Origin of the sequence: Pseudoalteromonas sp. PS1M3 (assembly GCF_016865405.1) — a bacterium.
GTDB lineage: Bacteria > Pseudomonadota > Gammaproteobacteria > Enterobacterales > Alteromonadaceae > Pseudoalteromonas > Pseudoalteromonas marina.
Window position 1 is genome coordinate 526,428 of record NZ_AP022624.1, and the last position, 24,912, is coordinate 551,339.

A 24,912-nucleotide genomic window follows, 5' to 3' on the forward strand; every position below is an offset into this window, starting at 1 on the left:
TTGAATTCGCCAGAAAACTTTACACCGAACCTACATGCCAAGATTAATGCTAACAGACGGGACATGGAATGTCTTATCAAAAGTAATGTACTTAAGTGGTCGAATTTATAATAAGCCCGACCATAGAAAAACGCTCGAAGGCATACTGTATAAGATGCGCACAGGTATTCCATGGCGAGATTTACCTTCTGATTTTGGCCGTTGGAGTGCTATCTACAGACGGTTTAATTTATGGTCCAAAAAAGGGATTTTGAATGAACTGTTTCGCGCATTATCTCGTGATGCGGACATGGATTGGGTCTTCATTGATGGCAGTATTGTCAGGGCTCATCAACATAGTTGCGGTGCAAGAACTGCTGACAATGAATCAATTGGAAAGAGCCGAGGTGGAAATTCTACGAAAATTCATCTTGCAGTCGATAGCGGAGGGTTGCCTGTTTATTATGAATTATCCTGTGGAAATACGCATGATATCGTCCATGCAGAGTCACTCGTAGCTAATTGCCCAACAAGTAATATGGTTGTCGCAGATAAAGGCTACGACAGTGAAAAACTGAGAGCGTTTGTTCGTGATAATAACGCTACACCCGTTATTCCACGTAAGGGCAACAGTTTAGTAGGCAATGAAGATATTGACTGGTGCATGTATAAATATCGGCACTTGGTTGAGAATGCATTTGGCCGTATTAAGCAATATAGAGGGATAGCCACGCGGTATGAAAAGCTTGAACGAAATTATCATTCAATGCTCGCTTTAGCATTTACTATGATGTGGCTACCAATGTGGGCTGATTGATATATGTACTACAAAGATCAACAGCCCCTAGTATAGCCATAAAGAATTATTTTGTTTTTATAAAGCTCTGCAAGACTCACATTTACCATGAGCTTCAATTGTTTGCCCTGATACTACAAACCCACTTTCTGCCGCTAAGTTGTTTAGCTCATGAGAGATAACGGTAGAGTGAAGTTCTTTAACATATCCGCAGTTATCGCAAATTAGCAATTGTACAGGATGAATATGATCAAAATGATGACACAACATAAATGCGTTGGTGCTTTCAATTTTATGAATAAATCCTAGTTCGGCTAAAAAGTCTAATGCACGATAAATAGTGGCTGGCTTGGCACCAGACTCAGTAATTTTGAGTTGTTCTAGTAGATCATAGGCACCTACACCACCTTGTGCACTGGCTAATAAGCGAAATACTTTTTCACGGATAGGCGTAAAACGAGCGCCACGGTTGTCACATACTTGCTTAGCTTTACTAACTAGTGATTCTATATTCATCATTCTCTTATCCTTACGCTACCATGATATACTAACATACTGTGTTGTAGTTGCAGTGTTTTTATTAGGCGCTTTTTATTTAGGAAACCCCGAAATGAACGAATTATTAGCCATTTTTATCTTCTTTTTTGCGGTGATAGACCCAATAGGAACTGTACCTGTATTTATCGCAGTAACCCGAGGAGAAGATGATAAATTTAAGCGCAAAGTCATCTTTAAGGCCGTTGGGGTATCGGCTGTTGTGCTGCTATTTTTTGTTGTAGCTGGTGAGCTTTTATTAAATGCGATTGAAATTCCATTGTCGGCTTTTCAGATTGCGGGCGGCATAGTGCTGCTGCTTTTTGCACTGTCGATGATTTTTGGTGAAAGCAAACCCGAAACTGAAATAAAAAGCGTACGTGACAGCACTGAAACAGCCATCTTTCCATTGGCTATTCCTTCAATCGCGAGCCCAGGCGCTATGTTAGGTGCTGTGCTTATGACGCGTAATGAAGAGTTTACTTGGATTGAGCAACTCATGACGTCCTCGATGATGCTTGCTGTTTTAGCTTTGGTACTCATATTACTTTTACTTGCAACACATGTGCATAAAGTTATTGGCGATAGTGGCGCGAGTATTATAAGTAGAATAATGGGACTTATTTTAAGCTCTGTTGCAGTAACTAATATTTTAAATGGTATAGCGCATTACTTTGGTTTGCAGGTATATAGCTAATATTGCTGCTAGTCGGGGTTTTGTGTAAAATGCGCCTCCTTTAAACGCCTTGCTTTTATACCCACTAGGGTTTTACATTTGGATGAATATATTTTGGATAAACCAACTTTAAACAGACGCTTTTCTGTCGCCCCAATGCTTGATTGGACTGACCGTCATTGTCGTACTTTTCATCGTAAAATGACAAAGCACACCGTGCTATACACAGAAATGATCACCACGGGCGCTATTTTGTTTGGCCGAGGCGACTACTTGCATTTTAACCAGCATGAGGGACCTGTTGCATTGCAATTGGGTGGTTCTGATCCTGAGGCATTGGCAAAATGTGCAAAGCTTGCCGGTGAGCGTGGTTATGATGAAATTAATTTAAACGTAGGTTGCCCGTCAGATCGGGTTCAAAATGGTCGCTTTGGTGCGTGTTTAATGGCCGAACCCGAATTGGTTGCTCAGTGCGTTGCGGCAATGAAAAATGAAGTTAGTATTCCGGTGACTGTTAAAACGCGCATTGGTATAGACGAGCAAGATTCGTATGAGTTTTTATGTGCGTTAATTGAAGCAAGTCATAAAGTAGGCTGTGATGACTTTATTATCCATGCGCGCAAAGCATGGCTAAATGGTTTAAGCCCTAAAGAAAACCGTGAAGTTCCGCCACTTGATTACCCGCGTGTATATCAGCTTAAGAAAGATTATCCGCAACTCGATTTAAGTATTAATGGCGGCGTGAAAACGATTGAACAAAGTCTAGAGCATCTTCAATACATTGACGGGGTTATGGTTGGGCGCGAGGCCTACAGTAATCCGTTTATGCTTAACGAGGTTGATGAAAAAATTTACGGCGATACAGCTAACACGCAAACCCGTCATGATGTTGTGCGCTCTATGTATGATTACATTGAAGAGGAAATGCGATTAGGCGCTAATTTTTGGCATGTTGCACGTCATATGCTAGGTATTTTTCAGGGACAACCTGGTGCGCGTGGCTTTAGACGTCACCTTTCAGAGAATGGCCATGGTAAGCAGGCTGATTTATCTGTAATGGATAAAGCACTTAGCTTTGTCCCCGAGTAATTTTTTCAAACGTAACATATAAAGCCACTTATACAGTGGCTTTTTTTGATCCTAAAAATTAGTCAAAAACATAATTTATTGGCCAATTATACTTAGCGCTATTCAGTGTGTGGTCATTTTAATGTTATCTTTTTTATTTCAACTCTTTGATAATAAGCTTCTTTTATTAATATAAAGTGACTTGGCATAACTCTTGGAATCTACTTGTTGTAATCAATTAAAAATCAACAGGAGAATACAATGGGAATAGTTAATCGCGTAAACGATGTTATTCAATCAAATATAGTCGCAATGCTTGATAAAGCTGAAGATCCTCAAAAACTTGTTAACTTAATGCTTAACGATATGCAGGATGCATTAAACGAATGCCGAAGCACAGCCGCTGCGCTTTTATGTGAAGAAAAAGCAATTACCCGCCACCTTGATACTAAAAAAGCAGAGCTTGCGACATGGCAATCTAAAGCTGAGTTAGCAATTGAAAAAGGTCGCGATGACCTTGCAAAGTCAGTACTCATTTCTAAACAAGCTGTAAGCGAAAGCATTGAAAAGAAGCAAGCTCAACGTGAGACTTTACAAGAGTCTTTATTAAAAATTAGATCTGACTGTGAACGCCTTCAACAAAAAATAGCAGAGGCAAAAACAAAGCAAGCTCAACTAGCGCAGCGCCATGATGTAGCCGTTGCCAGGTCGCATATAAATACTCAGTTAAATAGCGATAAAGTAGCTCATGCACTCTCTCGTTTTGAGCAAATAGAGCAACGTGTTGAGGGTATTGAAGCACAAGTCGAGGCGTATGAGTTAACTGATAAGGCTAATTCGACGGCAACTCAAATCGAGTCACTTGTTAAAAACGAAAAAATTGAAACAGAGCTGGCTAGTTTAAAAGCACGCTTAAATGTTAGTTCTAAACAAAGCGCCTAGGGGGAATTATGAGTCGATTTAATCATCAGCGTGGTTGGTTTAAAGACACGCTAAATAAAAAGATATCTGGTGTATGTAGTGGCTTAGCTTACCGATTAGATTTTCCGGTGTGGGCAACACGTTTGGTTACTATTTTACTGTTTTTAAGTTTTCCGTTTGTAGTTGCGCTTAGTTATTTTATTGCGCATTGCTGTTTAGAAGAAAAGCATATTAAGGAATTTTAAAATGAAAGCTATAGCTGTTTGTATACTCATTTATTTGGTGTTTTTTACTAACTCATTCTCATTTTTAAACTTTGACACGTGGCAGTTTCCATTGTGGATTGCAGATATGAGCTGGGTTGGTGTTGAATTAGTGAGTGTACTTATAGCCATTGTAGCCGTTGCCGCAATTGCTGCGTTAGTGACTTTAGGTTTGATTGGTGCAGCAGCAGTGGCTGTTATTGGTACTGTTTTGGCTTTGCTATTTGGCTCAGTGATGATTGCATGGCCATTATTATTTATTGCCGTATTGTGCTGGTTAGTGGCTGATAACAAAAAAGTGGTTTCTTAATCCTTAATTTAACTCACTATTCCCCGTTAACTATGTTAAATTTAACGTGTGATATTACGTTTTTACAAGGATTAAAATGATGACAAAATTGTGTTTATCTTTTGTGTCTGCATTGGCTTTTAGTTTTTTTTCGTCATTTTTGGCTGCGCACTCTGGCCATAACCATTCAGCCGATACCGCACAACTTGAAGTAAGTAACGCGCAAGTTAGAGAATTCTTACCTGGCGGTAAGGCAAGTGCCGCCTACTTAACTATTTCCAATCATAGTGGTACAAATGCAATATTAACAAAGGCCAGTATTGACGGACTAGCACGTGTTGAAATACATGAGCATGCACATGTTGATGGTATGATGAAAATGCAAAAGGTCGAATCGGTCATTGTGAAAGCGCATGAAAGTGTCGATTTTCAGCCTGGAGGCTATCATTTAATGGTATTTGAGCCACAAGAGCCTTTAAAAGCAGGGCAAGAACGCAAACTAACGCTATATTTTAGTGATGGTAATCGTTTATTTACAAATATTGAAGTGGTTACGCTAGAGTCGCAAATAAATAAAGCTAAGTCGTCAGCACAACATTCTCATCATTAGGAGTTTACATGTCGCAACACAAAGGAAAAATAGCAGGCATTATAGCTATACTGCTTATTATATTTTACGCCATTGCCGTTTACTGGAGTACTGAGCCTTCACGTTTTGATGTGGTTGAAAGTGCAAAAGAGCAAGCGCAACTTCGAAATGAAACAATGGTGACGGGTTACATTACTACATCAACACTTATCACTGTTGCAAATACGCTGCTTGATAAGCCAGGCGGATATTTATCAAACGACGTTATACCACCTAGCATTATTATGGATGATATGCCTGCTTGGGAATATGGCGCACTTGAAATGGTTCGTGATTTATCACTTTCTATGAGAAAAGATTTTAGCCGCTCTCAATCGCAATCAACTGAACACGAAGCGCTTAAAAAAGCACAACCTCAATTTAATATAAGTTCTGAAGCTTGGGCGTGGCCAAGTGCTGAGGGCGAGTACCAAAAAGGGATTGATTACTTAATTGTTTACCGTACGCAAATGGCTCATCAGCATGAGCGCGATAGTCAGTTTTATGCCCGCGCTGATAACTTACGTAGTTGGTTAAAAGAAGCTGAAAAACGTTTAGGCAGTCTAAGTCAGCGTTTAAGTGCAAGTGTTGGGCAAGATAAAGTTAATACTGACTTAGCTGGTAATTCTTCAAATAAGCAAGCAACGCTTGCTCCATTGCAGCAGCAAGTAAGAACACCATGGCTTGATATAGATGATGTGTTTTATGAATCTCGTGGTGCAACGTGGGCGTTACTGCATTTTTTACAAGCTGTAGAGTATGACTTTAACGATGTACTTGAAAAGAAAAACGCACGCGTTAGCTTACAGCAAATCATTCGTGAACTTGAAGCCACGCAAGAAACCGTGTGGAGCCCACTAATTTTAAACGGAAATGGTTTTGGCTATGTTGCTAATCATTCTCTTGTTATGGCAAATTATATTTCTAGAGCCAACGCGGCTTTAATCGAACTTAGCGAACTATTAGCGCAAGGATAAAAAATGAAAAAGTATTGTTTAGCAGCTGCCTTATCTATGGCATGTTTAGCACCTGTAGCTCAGGCTGATACCCTATTAGGTTTATATGTAGGTGTTGATGGTTGGCAGTCGGATAATGAGGGTCAGCTTTCTTACAAAGCAAATGCACCTCAAGATTTTAACTTTGAAGATGAAACATACATAAGCTATTACGCTGCGCTTGAGCATCCGGTGCCATTAGTTCCTAATCTTAAATTAAAGTATACAGAACTTGAGCTAAATGGCTCTACAGTGCTAAATGATACATTTAGCTTTAATGGTTCAGACTACGTAGTGGGTACAACCGTTAATTCTGTAAGCGATTTAACGCATGTAGATTACATTTTGTATTACGAAATATTTGATAATGATTTGATTTCTATCGATTTAGGTTTAAACGCGAAGCAGTTTGACGGTGACATCATTGTTAATGGTACTACGCAAGATGGTGGCGCAAACTTTACTGAAACGGTTGAGTTTTCTGGTTTTGTGCCACTTGCATACGCGCGTGCAGAAGCAGGCTTACCACTTACAGGTTTAAGTGTGTTTTTTGAAGGCAGCCTTTTGGCAATTGACGATAGTAAAGTTCAAGATTATCAAGTAGGTGTTGCTTGGGAACTTGTAGATAACTTAGCTGTAGATATTGCTGTTAAAGCGGGTTACCGATCAATGGTATTAGAGCTTGACGATATTGATGACATTACGACTGATATTGACGCATCGGGTCCGTTTGCAGGTATTCAGGTTCATTTTTAATTAGTGCCTTCTAATTGAACAAAGCGTGGCGTCCTATTTTGTAGGATGCCACGCTAAATCAAACTCTCCCTCTAGTGCCGTGTTTACCAGCTGCTTATATACTTTATTTACAGGAAATCGTATGAGTTTAGATAGTTCATCGCCGGTTTGTGTGAATTTGTAATAGCTTAAAACCAAATCACTATTTTTTGCTTTAAGCGTCACCTTTTGAGATAAAAACGACAACGTGAGTTCTTGGCCAGCTTTAAGCACCGCAGATTCGATTTCTTTTCTGTAAAGCAAATTCAAATCCATTAAAGTTAAAATATCAGGAAAGCCTATTCCTGTTTTACCTAAATTTAATGACACTTTATTTCCCTTACGAAGTAGGTCAAATAAAGACGGTTTTTTATAAAAGCCAAGTAAAATAAAGTGGCTATCGTCTTTTTCATTATAACCTGACAAAGACACGCATTTTTGCAAAGAGTCGGCTTCGCGCTGAGTCATGTGTTTTAGTGTTTGTAAGCTTTTAATTGAAAAAGTCCCCGGGCTTAATGTTTCACCGGTTAAAATTTTTGCCCACAATGCTTGCATAGAGCTATTTGATGTGTCCTCACATAAAGCAATAAAGTGTTCAACCCAATCTGCATCAGGGTGTTTATTGCTAGCTACATCGGGGCAAAACTCCATTGCTTTGGTTAAGATAGCTTCTATATTTTGTTGGCGCTTAATAGCCAGTAAATCGTGTCTTTGCTTTGCGCGAGTCAGCAAAGGGTGTTCGCTATTTATATGGTACTGCGGTTTTACTTGCCCTTTTGTATTGTAACTTTGTTCTGATGATGGCGAAGTGTCGTTGTTGGGCACCTTAGTCACAGGGTAGCCAAGTAACGATTCTATTATATTAGCTAGATTAATCCGTGCTTGTGCTGTTTTTACTGTCATGGCTATTTGCTACGCTTTGTATATCGCTTAATTGTGCTACGGTTTTTAAATTATTTAACCCAAGCTCTAGAGTGTTATTTAAAATATACTCATATACGAGTGCCATATAGCCTGAAATGAGAAGAGTCGTTGATTGTCCCTCAATATAACAGGTCACGATATTGGCATTTGCCTGCGGTGAAAATGTGAGTGTGCCTTCAATAATGTGTTCATTATTTAGCAATATGTTGAACGACATTTCATCATCACTTAGGGAGGTTATAGTCATTTCACCATATCCCCATTTTCCTATCCATGATTGATGAGCGCCTACACCAGCACCAGGTTCATTAACAATAAACTCAATGGTGGGGTCTACTTGCTGCCAAGGTGACCATGTGTGCCATTGGTTAAAGTCGGCAACAAGTGTTTTTATTGTACTGGTATTGGCATTAATTTCTACGTGTTTACTTACACGATAATCTTGTGGCAGCAGTAATCCGACTACGACTATTATAAGTAGTAAAACTAATACATATTTGAACAGTACTTTTAATAATTTAATAACCATACCTTTGGTAGTTTTTTTAACTATATATGTAACAACTTTTTGTTAATCGACTATAGTATGAATTAGATCATAAGCCAAAAACTAAATTTATAGCTTTTTAAACATTACGTTAGAATATTTAAGCATTAAGCAGTACCAGAAAAAGGGTAAATATGTCGTCTGAACAAAATGATTTTCTATTTTTAGACCCACAGCAAGACGACGAAATAGTTGTTGAGCCATCTCGATATTGGGATATTTTAATTGTAGACGACGACGAAGAAATTCATACGGTTACAAAGCTCGCATTATCTGGACTAGAGTATGGTGGTGCTAGGCTTAGGTTTCATCACGCATATTCTGGCGCTGAGGCCAAAAATATACTTACTCAGCCCAATGATATATCTGTTATTTTTTTAGACGTTATTATGGAAACTGACGATGCCGGCTTTCAGGTGGTTAAACATGTCAGAGACACTCTTAATAACAAACGCGTTCGCATTATTTTACGTACGGGCCAAGCCGCTAATATCCCCGAAGAAAAAGTTATTCGTGAATACGATATAAACGATTACAAAACTAAAACAGAGCTGACACGCTCAAAACTTGTGACAACGCTTATTGCTGCTATTCGTTCTTACGAACAGATATGCCTACTTGAGTATCAAGCGCAAGCGATGAATACTATTTTATCTGCCTCTAAATACATTTTGGGGCAAACAGATGTAAAAGTATTGTGCAATAAAGCACTTGAATTTATGGGGGTTATTTTAGGTTGTAAATCTAACGGATTAATTTGTACCAAGCTTGATGGTGAAAATTTTATTCAGGTTCTGGGCGGGTGTGAAAAGTACGAAGAATATTTTGGTGAAAAATTAGTTAATGTTAACCAAACTGCGTTATCTCAGGTTGAGGCCTGTTTTGGACAACTCACTCATCAATATACAGATAACAGCATCACCTTTATTTTAAAAAGTAAGCACCGCAAAGCTGCTTTATATATTGAGAGTGGTGGAGCACCGACAGATATTCAACTGCAGTTTGCTGAAATATTTTTAACTAATATTAGTATTGCGCTCGATAATATACGGTTGTTTGTAAAGCTAAGAGATGCAGCTTATAAAGACCTACTCACTGGTATTTCAAATAGAACTGATTTTATTGAGCGCATAGATGATTTTCAAAACGTCAGTGAAAACAAATATGTGTTTGTTTTGTTAGACGTTATTAACTTCTCAGATATAAATGATGGCTTAGGGCAAGATGTAGGTAATAAGCTACTTATTGCTATTGTTGAGCGTTTGAGAGCAATTGTCCCCACAGCTCAATTACTCTCTCGTGTAGGTGCTGATGTATTTGGTTTTTTAATCCCAAAAAGTGAATTTGTTTTAACTGATTTTAATGAAAAGTTAAGTCCGTCGTTTTCTGCTGCGGAACATGTGTTACCCATCGATTTTAGAATTGGCTTATGCCAACAGCAAGACTTTCAAGGCTCTGGTTTAGAAACATTAAAAGTGGCTTATATTGCTTTAAATCATGCTAAAAAAATAAAGCACAAGGAAGGTGTTTATTACAGTATTGATATGCAAGAAAAAATGGAGTGGCGATTAGGTTTAATTAGACAGCTGCGCCATGATTTTGCCAGAGGGAAGCTCGAAGTATGGTACCAACCGCAGTTATCGTTTGATGATTTGTCATTAATTGGTTGCGAAGCTCTTTTACGCTGGCCGTTGGAAAATGGCACCTACATTTCACCCGCAGTGTTCATACCTTTAGCTGAAGACGCTGGACTCATCGTTGATATAGGGCAGTGGGTGTTAGAGCAAGCGTGCCAACAGCAAAAGCGATTAGAAAATGAAGGAACTGAAATATGTATTGCTGTTAACGTGTCGGTTCCGCAATTTAAAGTTAAAGGGTATGCGCAAACAGTAAAAAATACCTTACTAAAATACGGTGTGGACCCAAAAAACATTGAGCTTGAAGTCACTGAAAGCGTAGTAATGGATGAATTAGACACGGTTATTAACACTCTGAGGGAGCTCAAGGCGTTGGGTATTGAAGTTGCTATTGATGACTTTGGCACAGGGTTTTCTTCATTAAGTTATATACAAAGCCTTCCTATCGATAGACTAAAGATTGATAGGTCGTTTATTAAAGATCTTAATAATGGTGATACCGGTGCCGTTGCTGGATTAGTAATATCGTTAGGTGCAAAGTTAGGTTTAAAAACAATAGCAGAGGGTGTTGAAACGCAGGAACAAGCTAAGTTTTTAAAAGACTTAGGATGCGATGAAGTACAAGGGTTTATGTATGCTAAACCTATGCCTGAAAACAAGTTATTAGAGTTCATTAGTAAACGAAAAACATAGATAGTTATAGGCTTAGTGTTAAAGGTATTTCATACGTTGTAATGTTGTATATATAAACAAGTCTATGATGTATAATTTGCGCCTTTTGTTATTCTACGGTCACATTTATGAGCACACTCAAAGCTAAGCGCGCCTTATTCTCTTACCCCAAGTATTGGGCTGAGTGTTACGGCACTGCACCATTTTTACCTACATCACGCGAAGAGATGGATGCACTTGGCTGGGATAGCTGCGACATAATAATAATTAGTGGTGATGCGTATGTTGACCACCCAAGCTTTGGGATGGCAGTAATCGGACGTGTGCTCGAAGCGCAAGGTTTTAGAGTAGGTATTATTGCTCAGCCCAAATGGGATACAAAAGACGCATTTATGGAGCTTGGCAGGCCAAACCTATTTTTTGGTGTAACTGCTGGTAACATGGACTCAATGATTAACCGTTACACAGCTGAAAAGCGTATGCGCCACGATGATGCTTATACACCAGACAACGTAGGTGGTAAACGCCCGGATCGAGCGGTGATGATTTACTCTCAGAAGTGTCGTGAAGCATACAAAGGTATTCCTATTGTTATTGGCGGTATTGAGGCCAGCCTTCGCAGGATAGCCCATTATGATTATTGGCAAGAAAAAGTGCGCCGTAGCATTTTGTTTGACTCAAAAGCCGATATATTGATTTACGGAAATGCTGAGCGCCCATTAGTAGAAGTTGCCCACCGTATTGCCGGTGGTGAAACGATGGATACGATTCAAGACATTCGTGGTACCGCTGTGATTCGTAAAGAACCTTTGCCGGGCTGGCGGGGGAGTGATTCAACAGCTATTGATAAAATAGGTAAAATAGACCCCATTCCAAACCCTTACGGAGCCGATGATGTTGGCTGTAGCAAGTCTGAGTTTAAACAAGCAGGTATTGATTTAAAAGCAGAAGCTGCAAAGCCTATTACCGTGCAGCCAGCGCGTCCTAAGCCATGGGAAAAAACGTATGTTAAACTTCCAGCGTACGAGCAAGTAAGTGTTAACAAACCTTTATACGCGCATGCCTCAAGGATATTACACCAAGAAACTAACCCTGGTTGTGCAAGAGCTTTGTTCCAGCGTCATGGCGATCGCTCTATTTGGGTGAATCCACCGGCTTATCCTTTAGAAACACATGAAATGGATGCGGTATTTGGATTACCTTATCAACGAATTCCTCATCCACGTTATGGCGACGCTAAAATACCTGCTTACGACATGATAAAAACGTCGGTGAATATTATGCGTGGCTGTTTTGGTGGGTGTTCATTCTGTTCGATTACAGAGCACGAAGGGCGTATTATTCAAAGCCGATCGCAAGAGTCCATTATTGAAGAAATTGAACAGATCAGAGATAAAGTGCCCGGTTTTACTGGCGTTATTTCCGATTTAGGTGGGCCAACGGCCAACATGTACAAATTACGTTGTACAAGCAAAAAAGCAGAAAGTACCTGCCGACGCTTATCGTGCGTATACCCTGATATTTGTAAGCATATGGACACGGATCACACGCCTACAATCGACTTATACAAAAAAGCACGTGATGTAAAAGGCATTAAAAAAGTTCTTATCGCTTCGGGCGTTCGCTATGACCTTGCTGTACGCGATCCTCGCTATGTTAAAGAGCTGGTGACACATCATGTGGGCGGGTATCTAAAAATAGCGCCAGAGCATACTGAAGACGGTCCATTATCAAAAATGATGAAGCCAGGCATGGGTGCTTACGATCAATTTAAAGAATTATTTGATAAGTACTCGAAAGAAGCGGGTAAAAAGCAGTATTTAATTCCGTATTTTATTTCTGCGCACCCAGGAACTAAAGACGAAGATATGGTAAACATGGCTTTATGGCTTAAGTCTAACGACTTTAAGTTGGATCAAGTGCAAAACTTTTATCCATCCCCAATGGCCAATGCGACCACTATTTACCATACAGAGATGAACTCACTGCGTAATATCAAGAATAATAGTGAAGTAGTGCCAGTGCCAAAAGGAGCACGCCAGCGCAGATTACACAAAGCTATTTTGCGCTACCATGATGCATCGGGCTGGCCAATGATACGTGAAGCACTTCGCAAAATGGGTAAAGCCAACTTAATTGGCAAAGGGCCAAACTGTTTAGTGCCAGAAGAAGGCCGCGATGAAAAAGCGGGTAAAACCGTTAATAAAGGCCGTAAAGGGGCTCGCCCAGCGCTTACACGTCATACGGGATTTAGCCAATTTAAAAAGGCTAATACAAAACCTAAAGTGGGTGGAAATAGGCACAAAGCCAGATAGTTATTACCGAGACAATAAAAACGCGCAGCTATAAATTAACTGCGCGTTTTTTTATAACAGCTTTTAAATTTATATTAACAGCCAAGTGGCGGTGCCTAAAAAGGCAAAAATACCCACAATATCTGTCACTGTTGTTAGCACTACACTGCCTGCAAGTGCAGGGTCTATATTCATTTTTTTAAGTAAAATTGGAATACTTGCACCAGCAACCCCAGCCACAACTAAGTTCATAAACATGGCAAAAGCGAGTACGCCGCCGAGCATAAAATCCCACTGCCAAAGTGCAATGACACCCGCTATCAACAATGACCACAAAATGCCATTGAGTGCTCCAATAGCGAGTTCTTTCATCATTAAAAAGCGTTGGTTGGTTTGATTTATATGACCAACAGCTATACCACGAATAACAAGTGTGAGTGATTGACTGCCAGCAACACCGCCCATAGAAGGAACAATGCCATTAAGCACTGCTAATATGGGTAAAATATCGAGTGTGCTTTCAAAAAAACTGGCTACAAAGGCGGCCGCAAGCGCAGTTAATAAGTTAACTCCTAACCATACTGAGCGTTTTTTAGAGCTTTTTAAGACAGGAGCAAAGGTATCTTCTTCATCATCAAGGCCCGCCAAACTCAGTAAACTATGTTCGGCGTCTTCACGAATTACGTCAACAATATCATCGATCGTGACACGACCAAGTAGCTGATCGTTGTCATCAACAACTGGGGCCGAGATCCAATTATGGCGCTCAAACAGTTGTGCGACTTCACTTTCATCCATTGAAATTGGAATTGACTCACATTCTTCATCCATTAAATCGCGAACAATTTTTTCTGGTGGATTAGTTAGCAATGTACTCAGCGATAAAGCACCAATAAAGCAGTTATGTTTATCAACCACATACAGGTCATCAGTGCCTTCAGGTAACTCTCCGCGAAGTCGAATGTAACGTAGTACGACATCAATGGTCACATCTGGGCGAATAGTTACCGTATCGGTGTTCATGAGTGCACCAGCAGAACGCTCTTGATAAGATAGCGCTTGTGTTGCGCGCTCTCTATCTTGGGTGTCCATGGCGCTAACAACGTCTTGGTAAACGGTGTCAGGCAAACTACGTAATACTTCACCTAGGTCATCGTGACCCATGTCTTCAGTGGCAGCAGCAATGTGCTCAGGCTCCATTTGGGCAATAATACCCAGGCGCACGTCTTCTGATAATTCTTCGAGTACATCACCTTGAACATCAGGATCAACTAACTGCCATAGCAAGCGACGAATTTTGTGTGGAGATGATTCTAATAATAACGCAGTATCACATGGCGCTGTTTTTGCGAGCATGCGCCTAACTTGAACAAACTGACCACTATTAAGTGACTTGGTCACTTGTTTTAGTTGTTGTAGTGGGTAGTCTTGTTCAAAAGCTTCGGGCATTGGCGTCCTTTATTTATACTGTAACTGTTACCTAGTGGGTGGGGGAGTACGACCTAGCAGCCAGTTATTTTGATTATAGTTATTTTATTTAAATGTTAAAAATTAACGTTACTCTTGTTCGTTAAATCGTTGCGAAATAAGTTCTCCAATGGCATTTAAAGCTTGCTCTGCATCAGGCCCTTCACATACCACTTTAACTTCTTTACCTTGGCTACTTTCAAGTAGCATCAGTGCTAATACACTATCACCAGCAGCTTCTTTATCATCTTGAAATAAGGTGATTGAAGCATCAAATTTTACAGCGAGTTGGGCTAATACAGTTGCGGCTCTGGCATGCAGTCCTAATTTATTTTGTATTAAAAAAGTGTCTTCTATACGCATACATTACTCTATCAAAGCTGAACAGGTTATTAGTTTTGTAAAATTACTTTTCTTGTTCTCGGTGACGTATTTTTACATTGGGATGCGTAACTGCAAAGCTTTCGCCAATTGTTTGCGCTAAATATACAGAGCGATGTTGCCCGCCAGTACAGCCAATCGCAATAGTTAAATAGCTTCTGTTATTTCGCTCTAGGTGTGGTAGCCAAGTTTGTACAAAGGTTTGTATTTGCCATGTAAATTTTTGAACTATGCTGTGGCTAGCCAAATAATCTTTTACTGGTTGGTCTAGGCCATTAAGTGGTTTTAGTTCAGGCTCCCAATGCGGGTTAGGTAAAAAACGCGCATCAAATACGTAATCTGCTTCTTTAGGAATGCCATGTTTAAAACCAAAAGATTCAAATGTAACAATTAGCTGCTTGTCTTTTTTACCTAATATTTTTTCGCGAATTGATTCAGCAAGTTGATGAACGCTTAGCTCACTGGTATCGATCATGTAATCGGCGCGCGTAATTAGCACATCGAGAAGTTCTTTTTCTTTTTTTATGGCTAAATCAAGCGGAAGTGAATCTATTGATAAAGGGTGTAAGCGTCTGGTTTCAGAAAAGCGTTTAATAAGGGTTTGATCTTCACTGTCTAAGTAGAACAGCGTTGGTTTTGTAAAACCCGGTAAGTATTCGATGATGTGATTAAATTCATCTTGCTCTTTTGGTAAATTTCGCACATCTATACTAACGGCAATTTTATCGTAGTTATCAGAAACGCTTCTTACCAAAGAAGGTAATAAATTTACTGGAATGTTATCTACGCAATAATAACCTAGATCTTCAACAACGCGTAAAGCAACCGACTTACCAGAACCAGAACGGCCACTTATGATAATCAACTCCATTAATCACCCTTTAAATTTGTTACGATTGGTCAACAATAATTTGATACAACTCAGCATCCGATTTAGCACAGCGAAGCTGCTTACAAAATTCTTTATTTTTTAGTTTATCAGCTATCGTTGCTAGCGTCTTTAAATGCTGTTGGTTATCGCCTTCAGGTACGATGAGTGCAACAAAAATATCAACAGGGCGGTTGTCTATAGCATCAAAATTAATCGGTGTTTCACTTACTAACACCAATGCTAAAGGTTCTTGTGCGCCGCTCATTCGGCCATGTGGAATAGCAATACCTCTTCCTATCCCTGTGCTGCCTAGCTTTTCGCGGGTTAATAAAGCGCCCAAAATATCCTGTTGAGATAAATACGGTAATTTATCGTGAGCCAGCTCGCTAATAAACTCTAAAATTCTTTTTTTACTATTAAAAAGGACCGCAGCTTTACTGCAGTCCTGGCATATAAGTGAACTTAATTTCATCATATTAGTGTCGAGCAAGCTTCTCTTTGTGTTTAATTACTTGACGGTCAAGCTTGTCAATCAATGAATCAATAGCTGCATACATATCTTGATGTTCAGTGGATGCGAATAATTCAGCACCACTTACATGAATAGTTGCTTCTGCTTTTTGATTTAATTTTTCTATATCAAGAATGACATGAACATTATTAATATGATCAGAGTGCCTTTCTAGCTTCGCAAATTTGGTATTTATATAGTCTCTTAATGAATCAGTTAGTTCTACATGACGACCAGTTAAATTTAGTTGCATAAGCATTACCCTCTTTGTTTAGCGTCTTAGATCAGGCTCTTTCGCTGATTTGACGGTGGAATAGCAAGAGATTCGCGATATTTTGCGATTGTACGTCTCGCTACTTTAATTCCTTGCTCAGCCAATATATCCGCAATTTTGCTATCACTCAATGGTTTTGCTGAGTTTTCTGCTGCGATTAATTTTTTAATAAGTGCACGTATTGCCGTAGATGAACATTCTCCACCATTTTCGGTACTTACGTGGCTTGAGAAAAAGTATTTAAGCTCAAATATTCCACGCGGTGTGTGCATATACTTTTGCGTAGTTACGCGCGAAATTGTTGATTCGTGCATTTCTACCATTTCGGCAACATCATTTAAAACCATCGGTTTCATGGCTTCTGGCCCGTGTTCAAAAAAGCCCTGTTGTTGTTTAACAATACAGTTAGTTACTTTTAAAAGTGTATCATTTCTACTTTCTAAGCTTTTTATAAACCATTTAGCTTCTTGTAAATGTGAGCGAATAAATTGACTGTCGCCGCTTGATTTAACTGTACGCGACATCGCTGCATATTGGCTGTTTACACGAATTTTTGGCATGCTGTCTGGGTTTAACTCTACAATCCAGCGGCCTTTAATTTTTTTAACTGACACATCAGGTATTACATACTCAGACTCTTCTCGTACTATTGTGTCTGCAGGCTTAGGGTTGAGCGTATGAATAAGTGTCATTACTTCTTTAAGCTCATCTTCTTTGAGCTTCGTTTTTTTCATTAATGTACGGTAGTCACGAGCAGCTAACAAATCAATGTGCTCGGTTAAAATCATTTTTGTTTCATCAATAAAAGGCGTGCCTTTATCAAATTGATTTAACTGAATACACAAGCACTCTTGTAAGCTACGTGCCGCAATACCCACTGGGTCAAATAGCTGAATGCGCTTTAAAACCGCTTCTATTTCGTCAAGTTCAACCTCAACGTCATCGTCGTTATCTTGATTAAAGCTCTCTAAAATCTCTTCGCAACTGAGTGTCAGTATGCCTGAATCATCCACTGCTTCTACAATAGCAATAGCAATGGCTTCATCTGTAGGGCTAAATGGCGTTAATTGTAATTGCCACATTAAGTATTCGTGAAGCGTTTCAGTTGATGCGCCCTGATATATAGACTCATCTTCAGGCATTGGTCCTGAAGAAGATGCAGGGGCTGCACTCATGTACTCATCCCAGCTAACGTCCATTGCCATGTCGTCACTTACGGTATCTTTAGCAAGCGCTTCACCACTGTCTTGTTCATACTCGCTAGGGGCTTCATCTGCAGATACGGTTACTGTAACTTCATCGTTATCCGCTTTTTGCTCATTTTTGCCCGCAAGATCATCGGCATAGTCTTGCTCCTCAACCTCAAGTAATGGGTTGCTGTCGAGCGCTTCTTGTATTTCTTGCTGAAGATCCAATGTGCTTAATTGCAGCAAGCGAATAGCTTGTTGCAACTGAGGTGTCATTGTAAGTTGCTGGCCCATGCGCAGCTGTAGTGATTGCCTCATGTATCTCTAACAATCCTTTTAAGTTGTTATAATTAATACTAGCAGATGCTTATAAATAAGGCGTAAATGTTACAGCCTAAATTGCTCGCCTAAATATACATCGCGTACAGTTTTATCATTTAATACGTGTTCAGGGGTACCAGAAGCAATCAGTTCCCCATGAGAAACAATGTAGGCTTTTTCGCAAACATCAAGGGTTTCTCTTACATTGTGGTCTGTTATTAATACGCCAATCCCACGGTTTTTCAGGTGTTCAATAATTTTTTTAATATCTAATACTGAGATAGGGTCAACACCGGCAAATGGTTCGTCTAACAAAATAAACTTTGGATCTGCGGCTAAAGCACGTGCAATCTCCACTCGGCGACGTTCTCCGCCCGATAATGCCATGCCTTTGCTGTCGCGAATGTGTTGAATGCTAAATTCATCTAATAGATTATTCAATGTATCTTCTCTGGCTTGTTTAGTGAGCTCCTTTCGAGTTTCTAAAATAGCCATTAAGTTTTGATACACTGTTAATTTTCTAAATATAGACGACTCTTGTGGTAAGTAGCCAATGCCTAATCTAGCACGACTGTGCATAGGTAAAAGCGTAATATCGTTATCATCGATAGATATTTTGCCTTTGTCGCTAGGGACTAAGCCTACAATCATGTAAAAGGTTGTTGTTTTACCTGCGCCGTTTGGCCCAAGCAAGCCTACAATACTGCCAGCTTTAACTTCTAAGCCCACATTTTTTACAACTTCACGGCCTTTGTAGCTTTTGGCTAGTAGCTCTGCTTTTAATGTGCTCATGGTTGGCCTTTGTCATTTTTTTTAGGCTCCACAGGCACTAAGATAGTGTGTACACGGTCAGTTGAGCTTTCATCTTTTTCGGCGCTAATAAGCTGCTGTTCTATATCGTAGGTAATGCTTTTAGCATTCATTTTTTGCCCAGCTTGAGATATCTCTGCATCTCCAATTAATGTTAAAAAACGCGTTGAAACATCGTACCTAACTTCATTAGCGCTGGCGCTCATTATTGTGCCGTCGGCTTGTTTTTCTTCAAAATATGCAGGCGTACCTGTGGCAATTAACAATTGCTTGTTGTCGCCTAGCTCATCGCGCTTGTGAACCTCAAGGCGGTCTGCGGTAATTTTTCTGTCGCCATGAATAATTTCAACATTTTTTTCGAAGATACCTACGTTTTCTTTTAGTTGACCCTCTTGTTTATCCGCACTAATCGAAATTTGATTTGCAGAAATTGGCGCTGTTGGTTCAGCGGCATTAGTACCTAATGCAAGTAAAAATGTTGGAATAATAAAGAGTGTTGATAGTTTATTGGTCATAATAAATAGTTCGCGTATGGTTAATTAATTTTATCACTTCGGTTTTTAAATCGGCTTCTAAGCCTTTACCGGTGATTTTTAAATTGGGCCCTGTAACAATGACAGGCTGCTCTGATTGCATCGTTAGTAATTTTATATCTACCTGAATGTTATCAGCATTAATTTTATCTATCATTGCGTTATCAGTTAAATTACTAGCAACAACGTTACCTTCTAATATTAGTTGTCTGCCTTCGTATAATGTTGCTTCATTAGCGTTAATTCGCCATGTTTGCTTGTTGTTGTATAGCGTAAAAATAGGTTTATCAAAAAAGGTAAACCCTAATTCTTGATATAGCTCCATTCGCGCTGCCGTTACTTTATGGCTGATTTTCCCATTTTCGTCATACGCTGTTTGTTTTAGCTCTATGGCTGTGTAATCTGGCTTTGCAATTATGTCTGCTTCGGTTTGTTGTGGTAAATTTACTTGTGTAAAATAAGGGTACCAAAGCCAAACCATACAGCTGATGAATAAAACGCTTAATATTATGCGCGCTGCATTCATGAACTAGTCCCTTTTGTGGTCAAAGGTTTGTTATTTTCAAGCATTAGCAGGTCGGTTAGTTCTCTCACTGCACCAAAGCCACCTGGCATTTGTGTTGTATAATGTGCTAAACGTTTTATTAGCGGATGTGCGTCATTTACTGCAACAGCAAACCCTACTAACTCCATCACTGGCATGTCTGGGCCATCATCGCCAATGTAGGCAATTTGCTCATCATTTAAATTGAGCTTTGTTTTTAGTTCTTCGTAAGCGAGTAATTTATTTTCTTGGCCTTGGTATATATGTTGTATTGTTAAGCTTGTCATACGCTGTTGTACTATTTTTGAGTGGCGTCCTGTAATTACCGCAACTTCAAAGCCACTATTAATTAGCGCTTTAATGCCAAAGCCATCTTTTGTATTAAATGCTTTGAGCTCTTCGCCTTGGTTACCCAAATAAATGCGACCATCAGAAAACACACCATCAATATCACAAATAAGTAGCTTTACTTTTTTTGCACGTGCTTTTGCGTCTTCACTCAATGGTTGATAGAGCTCTTCAAATTGCATTTATAATACTCCTGCTTTTAATAAGTCTTGCATATTTAATGCACCAATAGGGTGGTTTTGCTCATTAACGATAATTAAACCATTAATACGCTTTTGCTCCATAATATTAAGTGCTTCAGCGGCCAAAATATCTTGCGTTGCCGTTGTGCAGGACTTGGTCATTACAACATCTATTTGTGTTGTATGTATATCAATTCGTTGTTCTAAAATACGACGTAAATCACCGTCGGTAAAGAGCCCTACAAGTTGTTGCTGAGAATCAACTATGGCTGTCATGCCTAAGCCTTTTGCCGACATTTCTATCAGTGCATCTTTTATAGTTTGCGTAACGTTAATAATAGGTGTGTTTTTACCGCTATGCATGACATCTTTTAGGGTCAGCAGTAAACGTTTACCTAAACTGCCGCCGGGGTGAGATAGCGCAAAGTCATCAGCTGTAAAGCCGCGGGCTTCTAACAGTGCAACTGCCATGGCATCGCCCATTGCAAGTGTTGCTGTTGTGCTTGCTGTAGGGGCTAAGCCTAACGAACAGGCTTCTTTTTGTACTTTTATGCAAATATGTACGTTTGCAAGCGTTGCCATTGTTGAGCTAGCGTTGCCTGTCATGGCTATCATTTTTGCGCCGAGGCGTTTCAAAACGGGAATTATATTGAGGACTTCGCTTGTTTCACCAGAATTAGAAATTAGCATAACCACATCATTTTTAGTGATCATACCTAAGTCGCCATGGCTTGCCTCACCTGGGTGTACAAAAAATGCAGGGCTGCCAGTACTTGCTAATGTCGCCGCTATTTTATTGCCAATATGACCCGATTTCCCCATGCCTATAACAATAGTTCGGCCTTGGCAGTCGTATATTAACTGACATGCTTGATGAAAATTTTCATCCACATATTGTGCAATATCACTCAATGCTTGGCGCTCTATGTCTAATACACGTAGGCCTTGTTCAATAAAATTTAGCGTTGCCATTACTTACCCTACTTGACTGAAAATATACCCTTGGTAGCCTAAAAAAGCGATTAATAATAAGCCGCCCTCTACTCTATTGATGCGCTGAGCACCTCTAAAGTTCAATGACATGATAATAAGCGCAACTGTGGCACCAATCATAATAAGTATATCGCGGTTAGCAACAGATGGGTCTATAACAGAAGGGTTAATAATGCCTGCGAAAGGCAGCACGGCAAGAATATTAAAAATATTAGAGCCAACAATATTACCCAGTGCTAAGTCATCTTCATTTTTAAGAACCCCTGCAATTGAAGCTGCAAGCTCGGGCAAGCTTGTACCTATTGCAATAATTGTTAAGCCAATGACTAAATCGCTTAGGCCAAAATATTTTGCAATATCGACCGCTGAATCTATTAAAAAATGTGCACTGACAGGGAGTAAGACCATACCAATAACTAACCAAATGACTGCTTTTTTTGTTGGTACGTCATTGGGTACTTCATCACACGCTTCTGATACAAATGGGTCTGTTTGATTTTTAGCACGTAGCGAAACAATAATCAGCCCGCCAATAAAGACGACAAAACCAATTAATAACGCAACGCCTTCAGTAAGCGAAAAGTAGTTATCTGAAAAAACATACCAAGTCGCTAGAGATACGATAAGCACTAACGGGATTTCACGTTTTAATGTACTTGAAGAAACGCTAAGAGGCCTAAATAAAGCGGTAATACCTAATACCAGTAAAATATTTGTGATATTTGAGCCAATTGCGTTACCTACTGCTGTGTCTGTTTTTCCAGCCAATGCAGCAGAGGCTGATACCATCATTTCAGGTGCTGATGAGCCCATGGCAACAACAGTCAAACCAACAATTAAGGTTGGTACGCCAAAGTTTTTAGCCAGTGCGGCCGCACCATAAACAAACCTGTCAGCACTCCAAACTAGGGCTGCAAAACCAAGAATCAAAATAACAAACGAGGTAACCATTGTATTAAGCCAGTTATTCAAAATAGGAATGGCGCGAATAGTAACAAATGCCACGATGAAAGTATAAATAAAAGAGTAAGGTCAACTACGTAGGCTTATTCATTTTACTAAATTAATTAGTCGAGCCTGTTAGGCTTTCAGTACTAAAGTTTTACTGATGTATGGGGAATAACTACACCACCAGGTACTGACTTGCCAAAATTCTAAATAGGTTGCTGAAAATTTAACCTTAATAGGTAACAGCCCCAGTTTAAGTGTTGGTTAAGTGAAGATGGGTGAGTCTTAATGTGTGTTTTAAACGTAGATTACAAAATCTTACGAATTGTTTTTTCCATATTGGATCAAAAAGATTTAAAATAGGGGCACTAGTGAACATTTTTATGGAGAGCGACTTGTCGCAATCAATAGTAGAAGTCAAGGATGTTAGCTTTTCCAGGGGCGATAGGGTCATATATAAAAATATGAGCTTTAGTGTGCCTAAAGGCAAAATCACTGCGATTATGGGGCCAAGCGGTATCGGTAAAACCACGATGTTGCGTTTAATTGGTGGCCAATTAAAACCTGATTCGGGTGATATTTTATTTGAGGGTGGCAGTATTCCTTCCATGACGCGTTCAGAATTATATGAAGCGCGTACAAAAATGAGCATGCTATTTCAAAGTGGTGCCTTGTTTACTGACATGTCTGTGTTTGACAATATTGCTTTTCCGATTCGTGAGCACACAAAACTAAGTGAAGATCTTATTCGTTTAGTGGTGTTAATGAAGCTGCAGGCTGTAGGTTTACGCGGTGCTAAAGATTTAATGCCCTCAGAGTTATCAGGTGGAATGGCAAGGCGTGCTGCTCTTGCTCGCGCAATAGCGCTCGACCCAGAACTCATCATGTATGACGAACCGTTTGCTGGCCAAGATCCTATCTCAATGGGCGTGCTTGTAAAGTTAATTAAATCGCTCAATCAAGTATTGGGTTTATCGTCTTTAATTGTGACCCATGATGTAACTGAAGTAATGAGTATTGCCGATCACGTTATTATTATTGCCGATCAGGGCGTAATAGGCTCAGGTACGCCAGATGAAATGCGCAATCATGAATCTGAGCTAGTTCAGCAATTTTTAAAAGGTTTGTCTGATGGTCCTGTGCCATTTCATTTCCCCGCGCAAGCCTATGCAGATGAGTTGCTTGGAGAAAAAGCCTAATGTTGGATTTGTTTCAAAAGTTAGGGCATAAAACTCTGGGTCGCTTTGCTGCCCTTGGTCGCTCAGCTTACATGTTGTTCAGCGCACTCGCGCATGTTCCTAATTTTAAAAAAGGCACTCCGCTGCTTATTCGCCAGCTTTATATGGTGGGTTCGCAGTCGCTGCTTATTATTATGGTATCAGGCTTGTTTATCGGTATGGTACTCGCATTGCAAGGCTACACCGTATTAGTAGGGTATGGTGCTGAAGATAGCTTAGGGCCACTTGTAGCATTGAGTTTACTGCGTGAGCTAGGCCCTGTCGTTACCGCGCTATTATTTGCTGGGCGTGCAGGTAGTGCACTTACCGCAGAAATAGGCCTCATGAAAGCCACCGAACAATTATCATCATTAGAGATGATGGCAATTGATCCACTTAAACGTATTATCGCACCTCGCTTTTGGGCTGGTTTTATTAGCATGCCTTTACTTGCAATTATATTCTCTGCCGTTGCAATTATAGGGGCTCATTTAGTCGGGGTTGATTGGTTAGGTGTAGATACCGGTAGTTTTTGGTCAATTATGCAATCGCAAGTGTCGTTTCAGGCAGATGTACTAAACGGCATAATTAAAAGCTTTGTATTTGCAATAGTGGTTACTTGGATTGCACTTTACAAAGGCTATGACTGTGTTCCAACGTCGGAAGGGATCAGCAAGGCAACTACCGAGACAGTAGTACATTCGTCATTGGCCGTTTTAGGTTTCGACTTTATTTTGACAGCGGTAATGTTTACCAGCTAATTAGGGTATAAATAATGAATTCACGGAAATTAGAAATTTTAGTTGGCTTTTTTGTAGCGCTTGGCATTTTAGCTTTTGCTATGTTAGCGCTTAAAGTGGCGAATGCAGGTATTAGTGGCTCAGGCGAAACCTATTCACTCAATGCAAAGTTTGAAAACATTGGCTCATTAAAGGCACGAGCTCCTATCAAAGTAGGTGGTGTGGTAATTGGTCGCGTTGAGTCAATTTATGTTCATCCAAAAGAGTTTTTACCTGTGGTTGATATGACTATCGATGCGCAATACTTATGTCGTTTTTCAGATACAAGCTCAATATCCATACTTACATCGGGTATTTTAGGCGAGCAATACTTAGGTATAAATCCTGTTATTGCCTCCAGCTCAGCTGAACAGCGTTGTTTAGGTGAAACAGTAACCAACAATGAACAAGATACTGCAATTGATGACTTATTTGGCGTAGAGAGTAAGGCGCTAGGGAATGGGGATTCAATTATTGATACCAAGTCTGCCATTGTGTTAGAAGAATTAATTGGGCAGTTTTTATTCAACCAAGGTAGTGAGTAATTAT

The 24,912-nt window shown here is 39.8% G+C and carries 29 protein-coding genes; 14 read left to right on the forward strand and 15 right to left on the reverse strand.

The annotated features are described in order from the left end of the window. Nucleotides 1–34: 34 nt before the first annotated feature. Entirely contained in the window at nt 35–796 is a 762-nt protein-coding gene (locus PS1M3_RS02435; protein WP_024600859.1) for an IS5 family transposase, read from the forward strand. Nucleotides 797–853: 57 nt separating this feature from the next. Here the strand turns inward: PS1M3_RS02435 and PS1M3_RS02440 are convergent, their stop codons facing one another. Then, entirely contained in the window at nt 854–1,291 is a 438-nt protein-coding gene (locus PS1M3_RS02440) for a transcriptional repressor (protein WP_033019044.1), read from the reverse strand. 94 nt (nt 1,292–1,385) lie between these two features. Here PS1M3_RS02440 and PS1M3_RS02445 point away from each other — a divergent pair, with 94 nt between their 5' ends. The 8 genes from PS1M3_RS02445 (at nt 1,386) to PS1M3_RS02480 (ending at nt 6,905) form a co-directional block, all read left to right on the forward strand. Then, the gene (locus PS1M3_RS02445) at nt 1,386–2,006 is read left to right on the forward strand and encodes a MarC family protein (RefSeq protein ID WP_006792079.1); all 621 of its coding nucleotides are present in this window, start codon (nt 1,386–1,388) and stop codon (nt 2,004–2,006) included. A 135-nt stretch (nt 2,007–2,141) separates the two neighbouring features. Beyond that, on the forward strand, nt 2,142–3,074 hold the full coding sequence (gene dusA, locus PS1M3_RS02450; RefSeq protein WP_039036785.1) for a tRNA dihydrouridine(20/20a) synthase DusA: 933 nt from the start codon (nt 2,142–2,144) through the stop codon (nt 3,072–3,074). 240 nt (nt 3,075–3,314) lie between these two features. Then, the gene (locus tag PS1M3_RS02455; RefSeq protein WP_203986127.1) at nt 3,315–3,995 is read left to right on the forward strand and encodes a PspA/IM30 family protein; all 681 of its coding nucleotides are present in this window, start codon (nt 3,315–3,317) and stop codon (nt 3,993–3,995) included. 8 nt (nt 3,996–4,003) lie between these two features. Beyond that, complete coding sequence (locus tag PS1M3_RS02460) at nt 4,004–4,219, forward strand: PspC domain-containing protein (protein WP_008130273.1); 216 nt, start codon at nt 4,004–4,006, stop codon at nt 4,217–4,219. Nucleotide 4,220: 1 nt separating this feature from the next. Next, the gene (locus tag PS1M3_RS02465) at nt 4,221–4,547 is read left to right on the forward strand and encodes a hypothetical protein (RefSeq protein ID WP_008130274.1); all 327 of its coding nucleotides are present in this window, start codon (nt 4,221–4,223) and stop codon (nt 4,545–4,547) included. A gap of 79 nt (nt 4,548–4,626) precedes the next feature. Beyond that, complete coding sequence (locus PS1M3_RS02470; protein ID WP_203987256.1) at nt 4,627–5,136, forward strand: copper chaperone PCu(A)C; 510 nt, start codon at nt 4,627–4,629, stop codon at nt 5,134–5,136. Between the two features lie 8 nt (nt 5,137–5,144). Continuing rightward, entirely contained in the window at nt 5,145–6,131 is a 987-nt protein-coding gene (locus PS1M3_RS02475) for a DUF2333 family protein (RefSeq protein ID WP_006792086.1), read from the forward strand. 3 nt (nt 6,132–6,134) lie between these two features. Then, nucleotides 6,135–6,905 (forward strand): TIGR04219 family outer membrane beta-barrel protein, encoded by a 771-nt coding sequence (locus PS1M3_RS02480; protein ID WP_006792087.1) that lies wholly within the window; start codon nt 6,135–6,137, stop codon nt 6,903–6,905. Nucleotides 6,906–6,938: 33 nt separating this feature from the next. On the opposite strand, the gene PS1M3_RS02485 is transcribed toward PS1M3_RS02480, so the two are convergent. Both PS1M3_RS02485 and PS1M3_RS02490 read right to left on the reverse strand, forming a co-directional pair. Continuing rightward, entirely contained in the window at nt 6,939–7,826 is an 888-nt protein-coding gene (locus PS1M3_RS02485; RefSeq protein WP_203986129.1) for a TIGR03899 family protein, read from the reverse strand. Beyond that, nucleotides 7,795–8,376 (reverse strand): SRPBCC family protein, encoded by a 582-nt coding sequence (locus PS1M3_RS02490; RefSeq protein WP_039036365.1) that lies wholly within the window; start codon nt 8,374–8,376, stop codon nt 7,795–7,797. The genes PS1M3_RS02485 and PS1M3_RS02490 overlap by 32 nt, the downstream gene beginning before the upstream one ends. A gap of 152 nt (nt 8,377–8,528) precedes the next feature. On the opposite strand from PS1M3_RS02490, the gene PS1M3_RS02495 reads away from it, so the two are divergent. Both PS1M3_RS02495 and PS1M3_RS02500 read left to right on the forward strand, forming a co-directional pair. Further along, entirely contained in the window at nt 8,529–10,724 is a 2,196-nt protein-coding gene (locus PS1M3_RS02495; protein ID WP_058428334.1) for an EAL domain-containing protein, read from the forward strand. Nucleotides 10,725–10,831: 107 nt separating this feature from the next. After that, nucleotides 10,832–13,018, forward strand: a complete 2,187-nt coding sequence (locus PS1M3_RS02500) for a YgiQ family radical SAM protein (RefSeq protein WP_039036367.1) — start codon at nt 10,832–10,834, stop codon at nt 13,016–13,018. A gap of 69 nt (nt 13,019–13,087) precedes the next feature. Here the strand turns inward: PS1M3_RS02500 and mgtE are convergent, their stop codons facing one another. The 12 genes from mgtE to PS1M3_RS02560 all read right to left on the reverse strand — a co-directional run bounded on the left by mgtE (nt 13,088) and on the right by PS1M3_RS02560 (nt 22,370). After that, entirely contained in the window at nt 13,088–14,446 is a 1,359-nt protein-coding gene (gene mgtE / locus PS1M3_RS02505) for a magnesium transporter (protein ID WP_006792092.1), read from the reverse strand. A 108-nt stretch (nt 14,447–14,554) separates the two neighbouring features. Continuing rightward, nucleotides 14,555–14,827: an HPr family phosphocarrier protein gene (locus tag PS1M3_RS02510; protein WP_006792093.1), complete on the reverse strand. Its 273-nt coding sequence runs from the start codon at nt 14,825–14,827 to the stop codon at nt 14,555–14,557. A 43-nt stretch (nt 14,828–14,870) separates the two neighbouring features. After that, nucleotides 14,871–15,716, reverse strand: a complete 846-nt coding sequence (gene rapZ, locus PS1M3_RS02515) for an RNase adapter RapZ (protein WP_006792094.1) — start codon at nt 15,714–15,716, stop codon at nt 14,871–14,873. A gap of 19 nt (nt 15,717–15,735) precedes the next feature. Further along, nucleotides 15,736–16,188 carry a PTS IIA-like nitrogen regulatory protein PtsN gene (gene ptsN / locus PS1M3_RS02520; RefSeq protein ID WP_006792095.1) on the reverse strand — a complete coding sequence of 151 codons (453 nt, stop codon included), beginning with the start codon at nt 16,186–16,188 and terminating at the stop codon, nt 15,736–15,738. A gap of 4 nt (nt 16,189–16,192) precedes the next feature. Next, a complete protein-coding gene (gene hpf, locus PS1M3_RS02525) occupies nt 16,193–16,480 on the reverse strand; it encodes a ribosome hibernation promoting factor (protein WP_006792096.1) in 288 nt (95 codons plus the stop codon). A 26-nt stretch (nt 16,481–16,506) separates the two neighbouring features. Next, nucleotides 16,507–18,006, reverse strand: a complete 1,500-nt coding sequence (locus tag PS1M3_RS02530) for an RNA polymerase factor sigma-54 (RefSeq protein ID WP_006792097.1) — start codon at nt 18,004–18,006, stop codon at nt 16,507–16,509. A 69-nt stretch (nt 18,007–18,075) separates the two neighbouring features. Continuing rightward, complete coding sequence (lptB, locus tag PS1M3_RS02535; protein WP_006792098.1) at nt 18,076–18,801, reverse strand: LPS export ABC transporter ATP-binding protein; 726 nt, start codon at nt 18,799–18,801, stop codon at nt 18,076–18,078. Further along, nucleotides 18,798–19,334: a lipopolysaccharide transport periplasmic protein LptA gene (gene lptA / locus PS1M3_RS02540; protein ID WP_203986131.1), complete on the reverse strand. Its 537-nt coding sequence runs from the start codon at nt 19,332–19,334 to the stop codon at nt 18,798–18,800. The genes lptB and lptA overlap by 4 nt, the downstream gene beginning before the upstream one ends. Next, entirely contained in the window at nt 19,324–19,878 is a 555-nt protein-coding gene (lptC, locus tag PS1M3_RS02545) for an LPS export ABC transporter periplasmic protein LptC (protein WP_006792100.1), read from the reverse strand. The genes lptA and lptC overlap by 11 nt, the downstream gene beginning before the upstream one ends. Next, nucleotides 19,875–20,426: a 3-deoxy-manno-octulosonate-8-phosphatase KdsC gene (kdsC, locus tag PS1M3_RS02550; RefSeq protein WP_203986133.1), complete on the reverse strand. Its 552-nt coding sequence runs from the start codon at nt 20,424–20,426 to the stop codon at nt 19,875–19,877. Before kdsC ends, lptC begins: the two co-directional genes overlap by 4 nt. Then, on the reverse strand, nt 20,427–21,398 hold the full coding sequence (locus PS1M3_RS02555) for a KpsF/GutQ family sugar-phosphate isomerase (RefSeq protein ID WP_006792102.1): 972 nt from the start codon (nt 21,396–21,398) through the stop codon (nt 20,427–20,429). It lies immediately after the preceding gene. Nucleotides 21,399–21,401: 3 nt separating this feature from the next. Further along, on the reverse strand, nt 21,402–22,370 hold the full coding sequence (locus tag PS1M3_RS02560) for a calcium/sodium antiporter (RefSeq protein WP_203987259.1): 969 nt from the start codon (nt 22,368–22,370) through the stop codon (nt 21,402–21,404). 380 nt (nt 22,371–22,750) lie between these two features. Between PS1M3_RS02560 and PS1M3_RS02565 the strand changes: the two genes are divergently transcribed. From PS1M3_RS02565 to mlaD, 3 genes are read left to right on the forward strand one after another with little or no spacing between them, the layout of a single operon-like run. After that, nucleotides 22,751–23,566 (forward strand): ATP-binding cassette domain-containing protein, encoded by an 816-nt coding sequence (locus PS1M3_RS02565; RefSeq protein WP_074210176.1) that lies wholly within the window; start codon nt 22,751–22,753, stop codon nt 23,564–23,566. After that, nucleotides 23,566–24,345 carry a lipid asymmetry maintenance ABC transporter permease subunit MlaE gene (gene mlaE / locus PS1M3_RS02570; protein ID WP_010555663.1) on the forward strand — a complete coding sequence of 260 codons (780 nt, stop codon included), beginning with the start codon at nt 23,566–23,568 and terminating at the stop codon, nt 24,343–24,345. The genes PS1M3_RS02565 and mlaE overlap by 1 nt, the downstream gene beginning before the upstream one ends. Nucleotides 24,346–24,359: 14 nt before the next feature. Next, nucleotides 24,360–24,908 carry an outer membrane lipid asymmetry maintenance protein MlaD gene (gene mlaD, locus PS1M3_RS02575; RefSeq protein WP_006792106.1) on the forward strand — a complete coding sequence of 183 codons (549 nt, stop codon included), beginning with the start codon at nt 24,360–24,362 and terminating at the stop codon, nt 24,906–24,908. Nucleotides 24,909–24,912: the final 4 nt, after the last annotated feature.

Bases quoted from the DNA above. Each gene is read 5' to 3' on its own strand.
- ptsN (WP_006792095.1), bottom strand. From the start codon at position 16,188: ATGAAATTAAGTTCACTTATATGCCAGGACTGCAGTAAAGCTGCGGTC.
- PS1M3_RS02555 (WP_006792102.1), bottom strand. From the start codon at position 21,398: ATGGCAACGCTAAATTTTATTGAACAAGGCCTACGTGTATTAGACATA.
- PS1M3_RS02485 (WP_203986129.1), bottom strand. From the start codon at position 7,826: ATGACAGTAAAAACAGCACAAGCACGGATTAATCTAGCTAATATAATA.
- kdsC (WP_203986133.1), bottom strand. From the start codon at position 20,426: ATGCAATTTGAAGAGCTCTATCAACCATTGAGTGAAGACGCAAAAGCA.
- PS1M3_RS02465 (WP_008130274.1), top strand. From the start codon at position 4,221: ATGAAAGCTATAGCTGTTTGTATACTCATTTATTTGGTGTTTTTTACT.
- PS1M3_RS02480 (WP_006792087.1), top strand. From the start codon at position 6,135: ATGAAAAAGTATTGTTTAGCAGCTGCCTTATCTATGGCATGTTTAGCA.
- lptC (WP_006792100.1), bottom strand. From the start codon at position 19,878: ATGAATGCAGCGCGCATAATATTAAGCGTTTTATTCATCAGCTGTATG.
- mlaD (WP_006792106.1), top strand. From the start codon at position 24,360: ATGAATTCACGGAAATTAGAAATTTTAGTTGGCTTTTTTGTAGCGCTT.
- PS1M3_RS02455 (WP_203986127.1), top strand. From the start codon at position 3,315: ATGGGAATAGTTAATCGCGTAAACGATGTTATTCAATCAAATATAGTC.
- lptB (WP_006792098.1), bottom strand. From the start codon at position 18,801: ATGAGCACATTAAAAGCAGAGCTACTAGCCAAAAGCTACAAAGGCCGT.
- lptA (WP_203986131.1), bottom strand. From the start codon at position 19,334: ATGACCAATAAACTATCAACACTCTTTATTATTCCAACATTTTTACTT.
- PS1M3_RS02435 (WP_024600859.1), top strand. From the start codon at position 35: ATGCCAAGATTAATGCTAACAGACGGGACATGGAATGTCTTATCAAAA.
- PS1M3_RS02445 (WP_006792079.1), top strand. From the start codon at position 1,386: ATGAACGAATTATTAGCCATTTTTATCTTCTTTTTTGCGGTGATAGAC.
- PS1M3_RS02530 (WP_006792097.1), bottom strand. From the start codon at position 18,006: ATGAGGCAATCACTACAGCTGCGCATGGGCCAGCAACTTACAATGACA.
- PS1M3_RS02440 (WP_033019044.1), bottom strand. From the start codon at position 1,291: ATGAATATAGAATCACTAGTTAGTAAAGCTAAGCAAGTATGTGACAAC.
- hpf (WP_006792096.1), bottom strand. From the start codon at position 16,480: ATGCAACTAAATTTAACTGGTCGTCATGTAGAACTAACTGATTCATTA.
- rapZ (WP_006792094.1), bottom strand. From the start codon at position 15,716: ATGGAGTTGATTATCATAAGTGGCCGTTCTGGTTCTGGTAAGTCGGTT.
- mgtE (WP_006792092.1), bottom strand. From the start codon at position 14,446: ATGCCCGAAGCTTTTGAACAAGACTACCCACTACAACAACTAAAACAA.
- PS1M3_RS02470 (WP_203987256.1), top strand. From the start codon at position 4,627: ATGACAAAATTGTGTTTATCTTTTGTGTCTGCATTGGCTTTTAGTTTT.
- mlaE (WP_010555663.1), top strand. From the start codon at position 23,566: ATGTTGGATTTGTTTCAAAAGTTAGGGCATAAAACTCTGGGTCGCTTT.
- PS1M3_RS02565 (WP_074210176.1), top strand. From the start codon at position 22,751: ATGGAGAGCGACTTGTCGCAATCAATAGTAGAAGTCAAGGATGTTAGC.
- PS1M3_RS02460 (WP_008130273.1), top strand. From the start codon at position 4,004: ATGAGTCGATTTAATCATCAGCGTGGTTGGTTTAAAGACACGCTAAAT.
- PS1M3_RS02560 (WP_203987259.1), bottom strand. From the start codon at position 22,370: ATGGTTACCTCGTTTGTTATTTTGATTCTTGGTTTTGCAGCCCTAGTT.
- PS1M3_RS02495 (WP_058428334.1), top strand. From the start codon at position 8,529: ATGTCGTCTGAACAAAATGATTTTCTATTTTTAGACCCACAGCAAGAC.
- dusA (WP_039036785.1), top strand. From the start codon at position 2,142: ATGCTTGATTGGACTGACCGTCATTGTCGTACTTTTCATCGTAAAATG.
- PS1M3_RS02500 (WP_039036367.1), top strand. From the start codon at position 10,832: ATGAGCACACTCAAAGCTAAGCGCGCCTTATTCTCTTACCCCAAGTAT.
- PS1M3_RS02490 (WP_039036365.1), bottom strand. From the start codon at position 8,376: ATGGTTATTAAATTATTAAAAGTACTGTTCAAATATGTATTAGTTTTA.
- PS1M3_RS02475 (WP_006792086.1), top strand. From the start codon at position 5,145: ATGTCGCAACACAAAGGAAAAATAGCAGGCATTATAGCTATACTGCTT.
- PS1M3_RS02510 (WP_006792093.1), bottom strand. From the start codon at position 14,827: ATGCGTATAGAAGACACTTTTTTAATACAAAATAAATTAGGACTGCAT.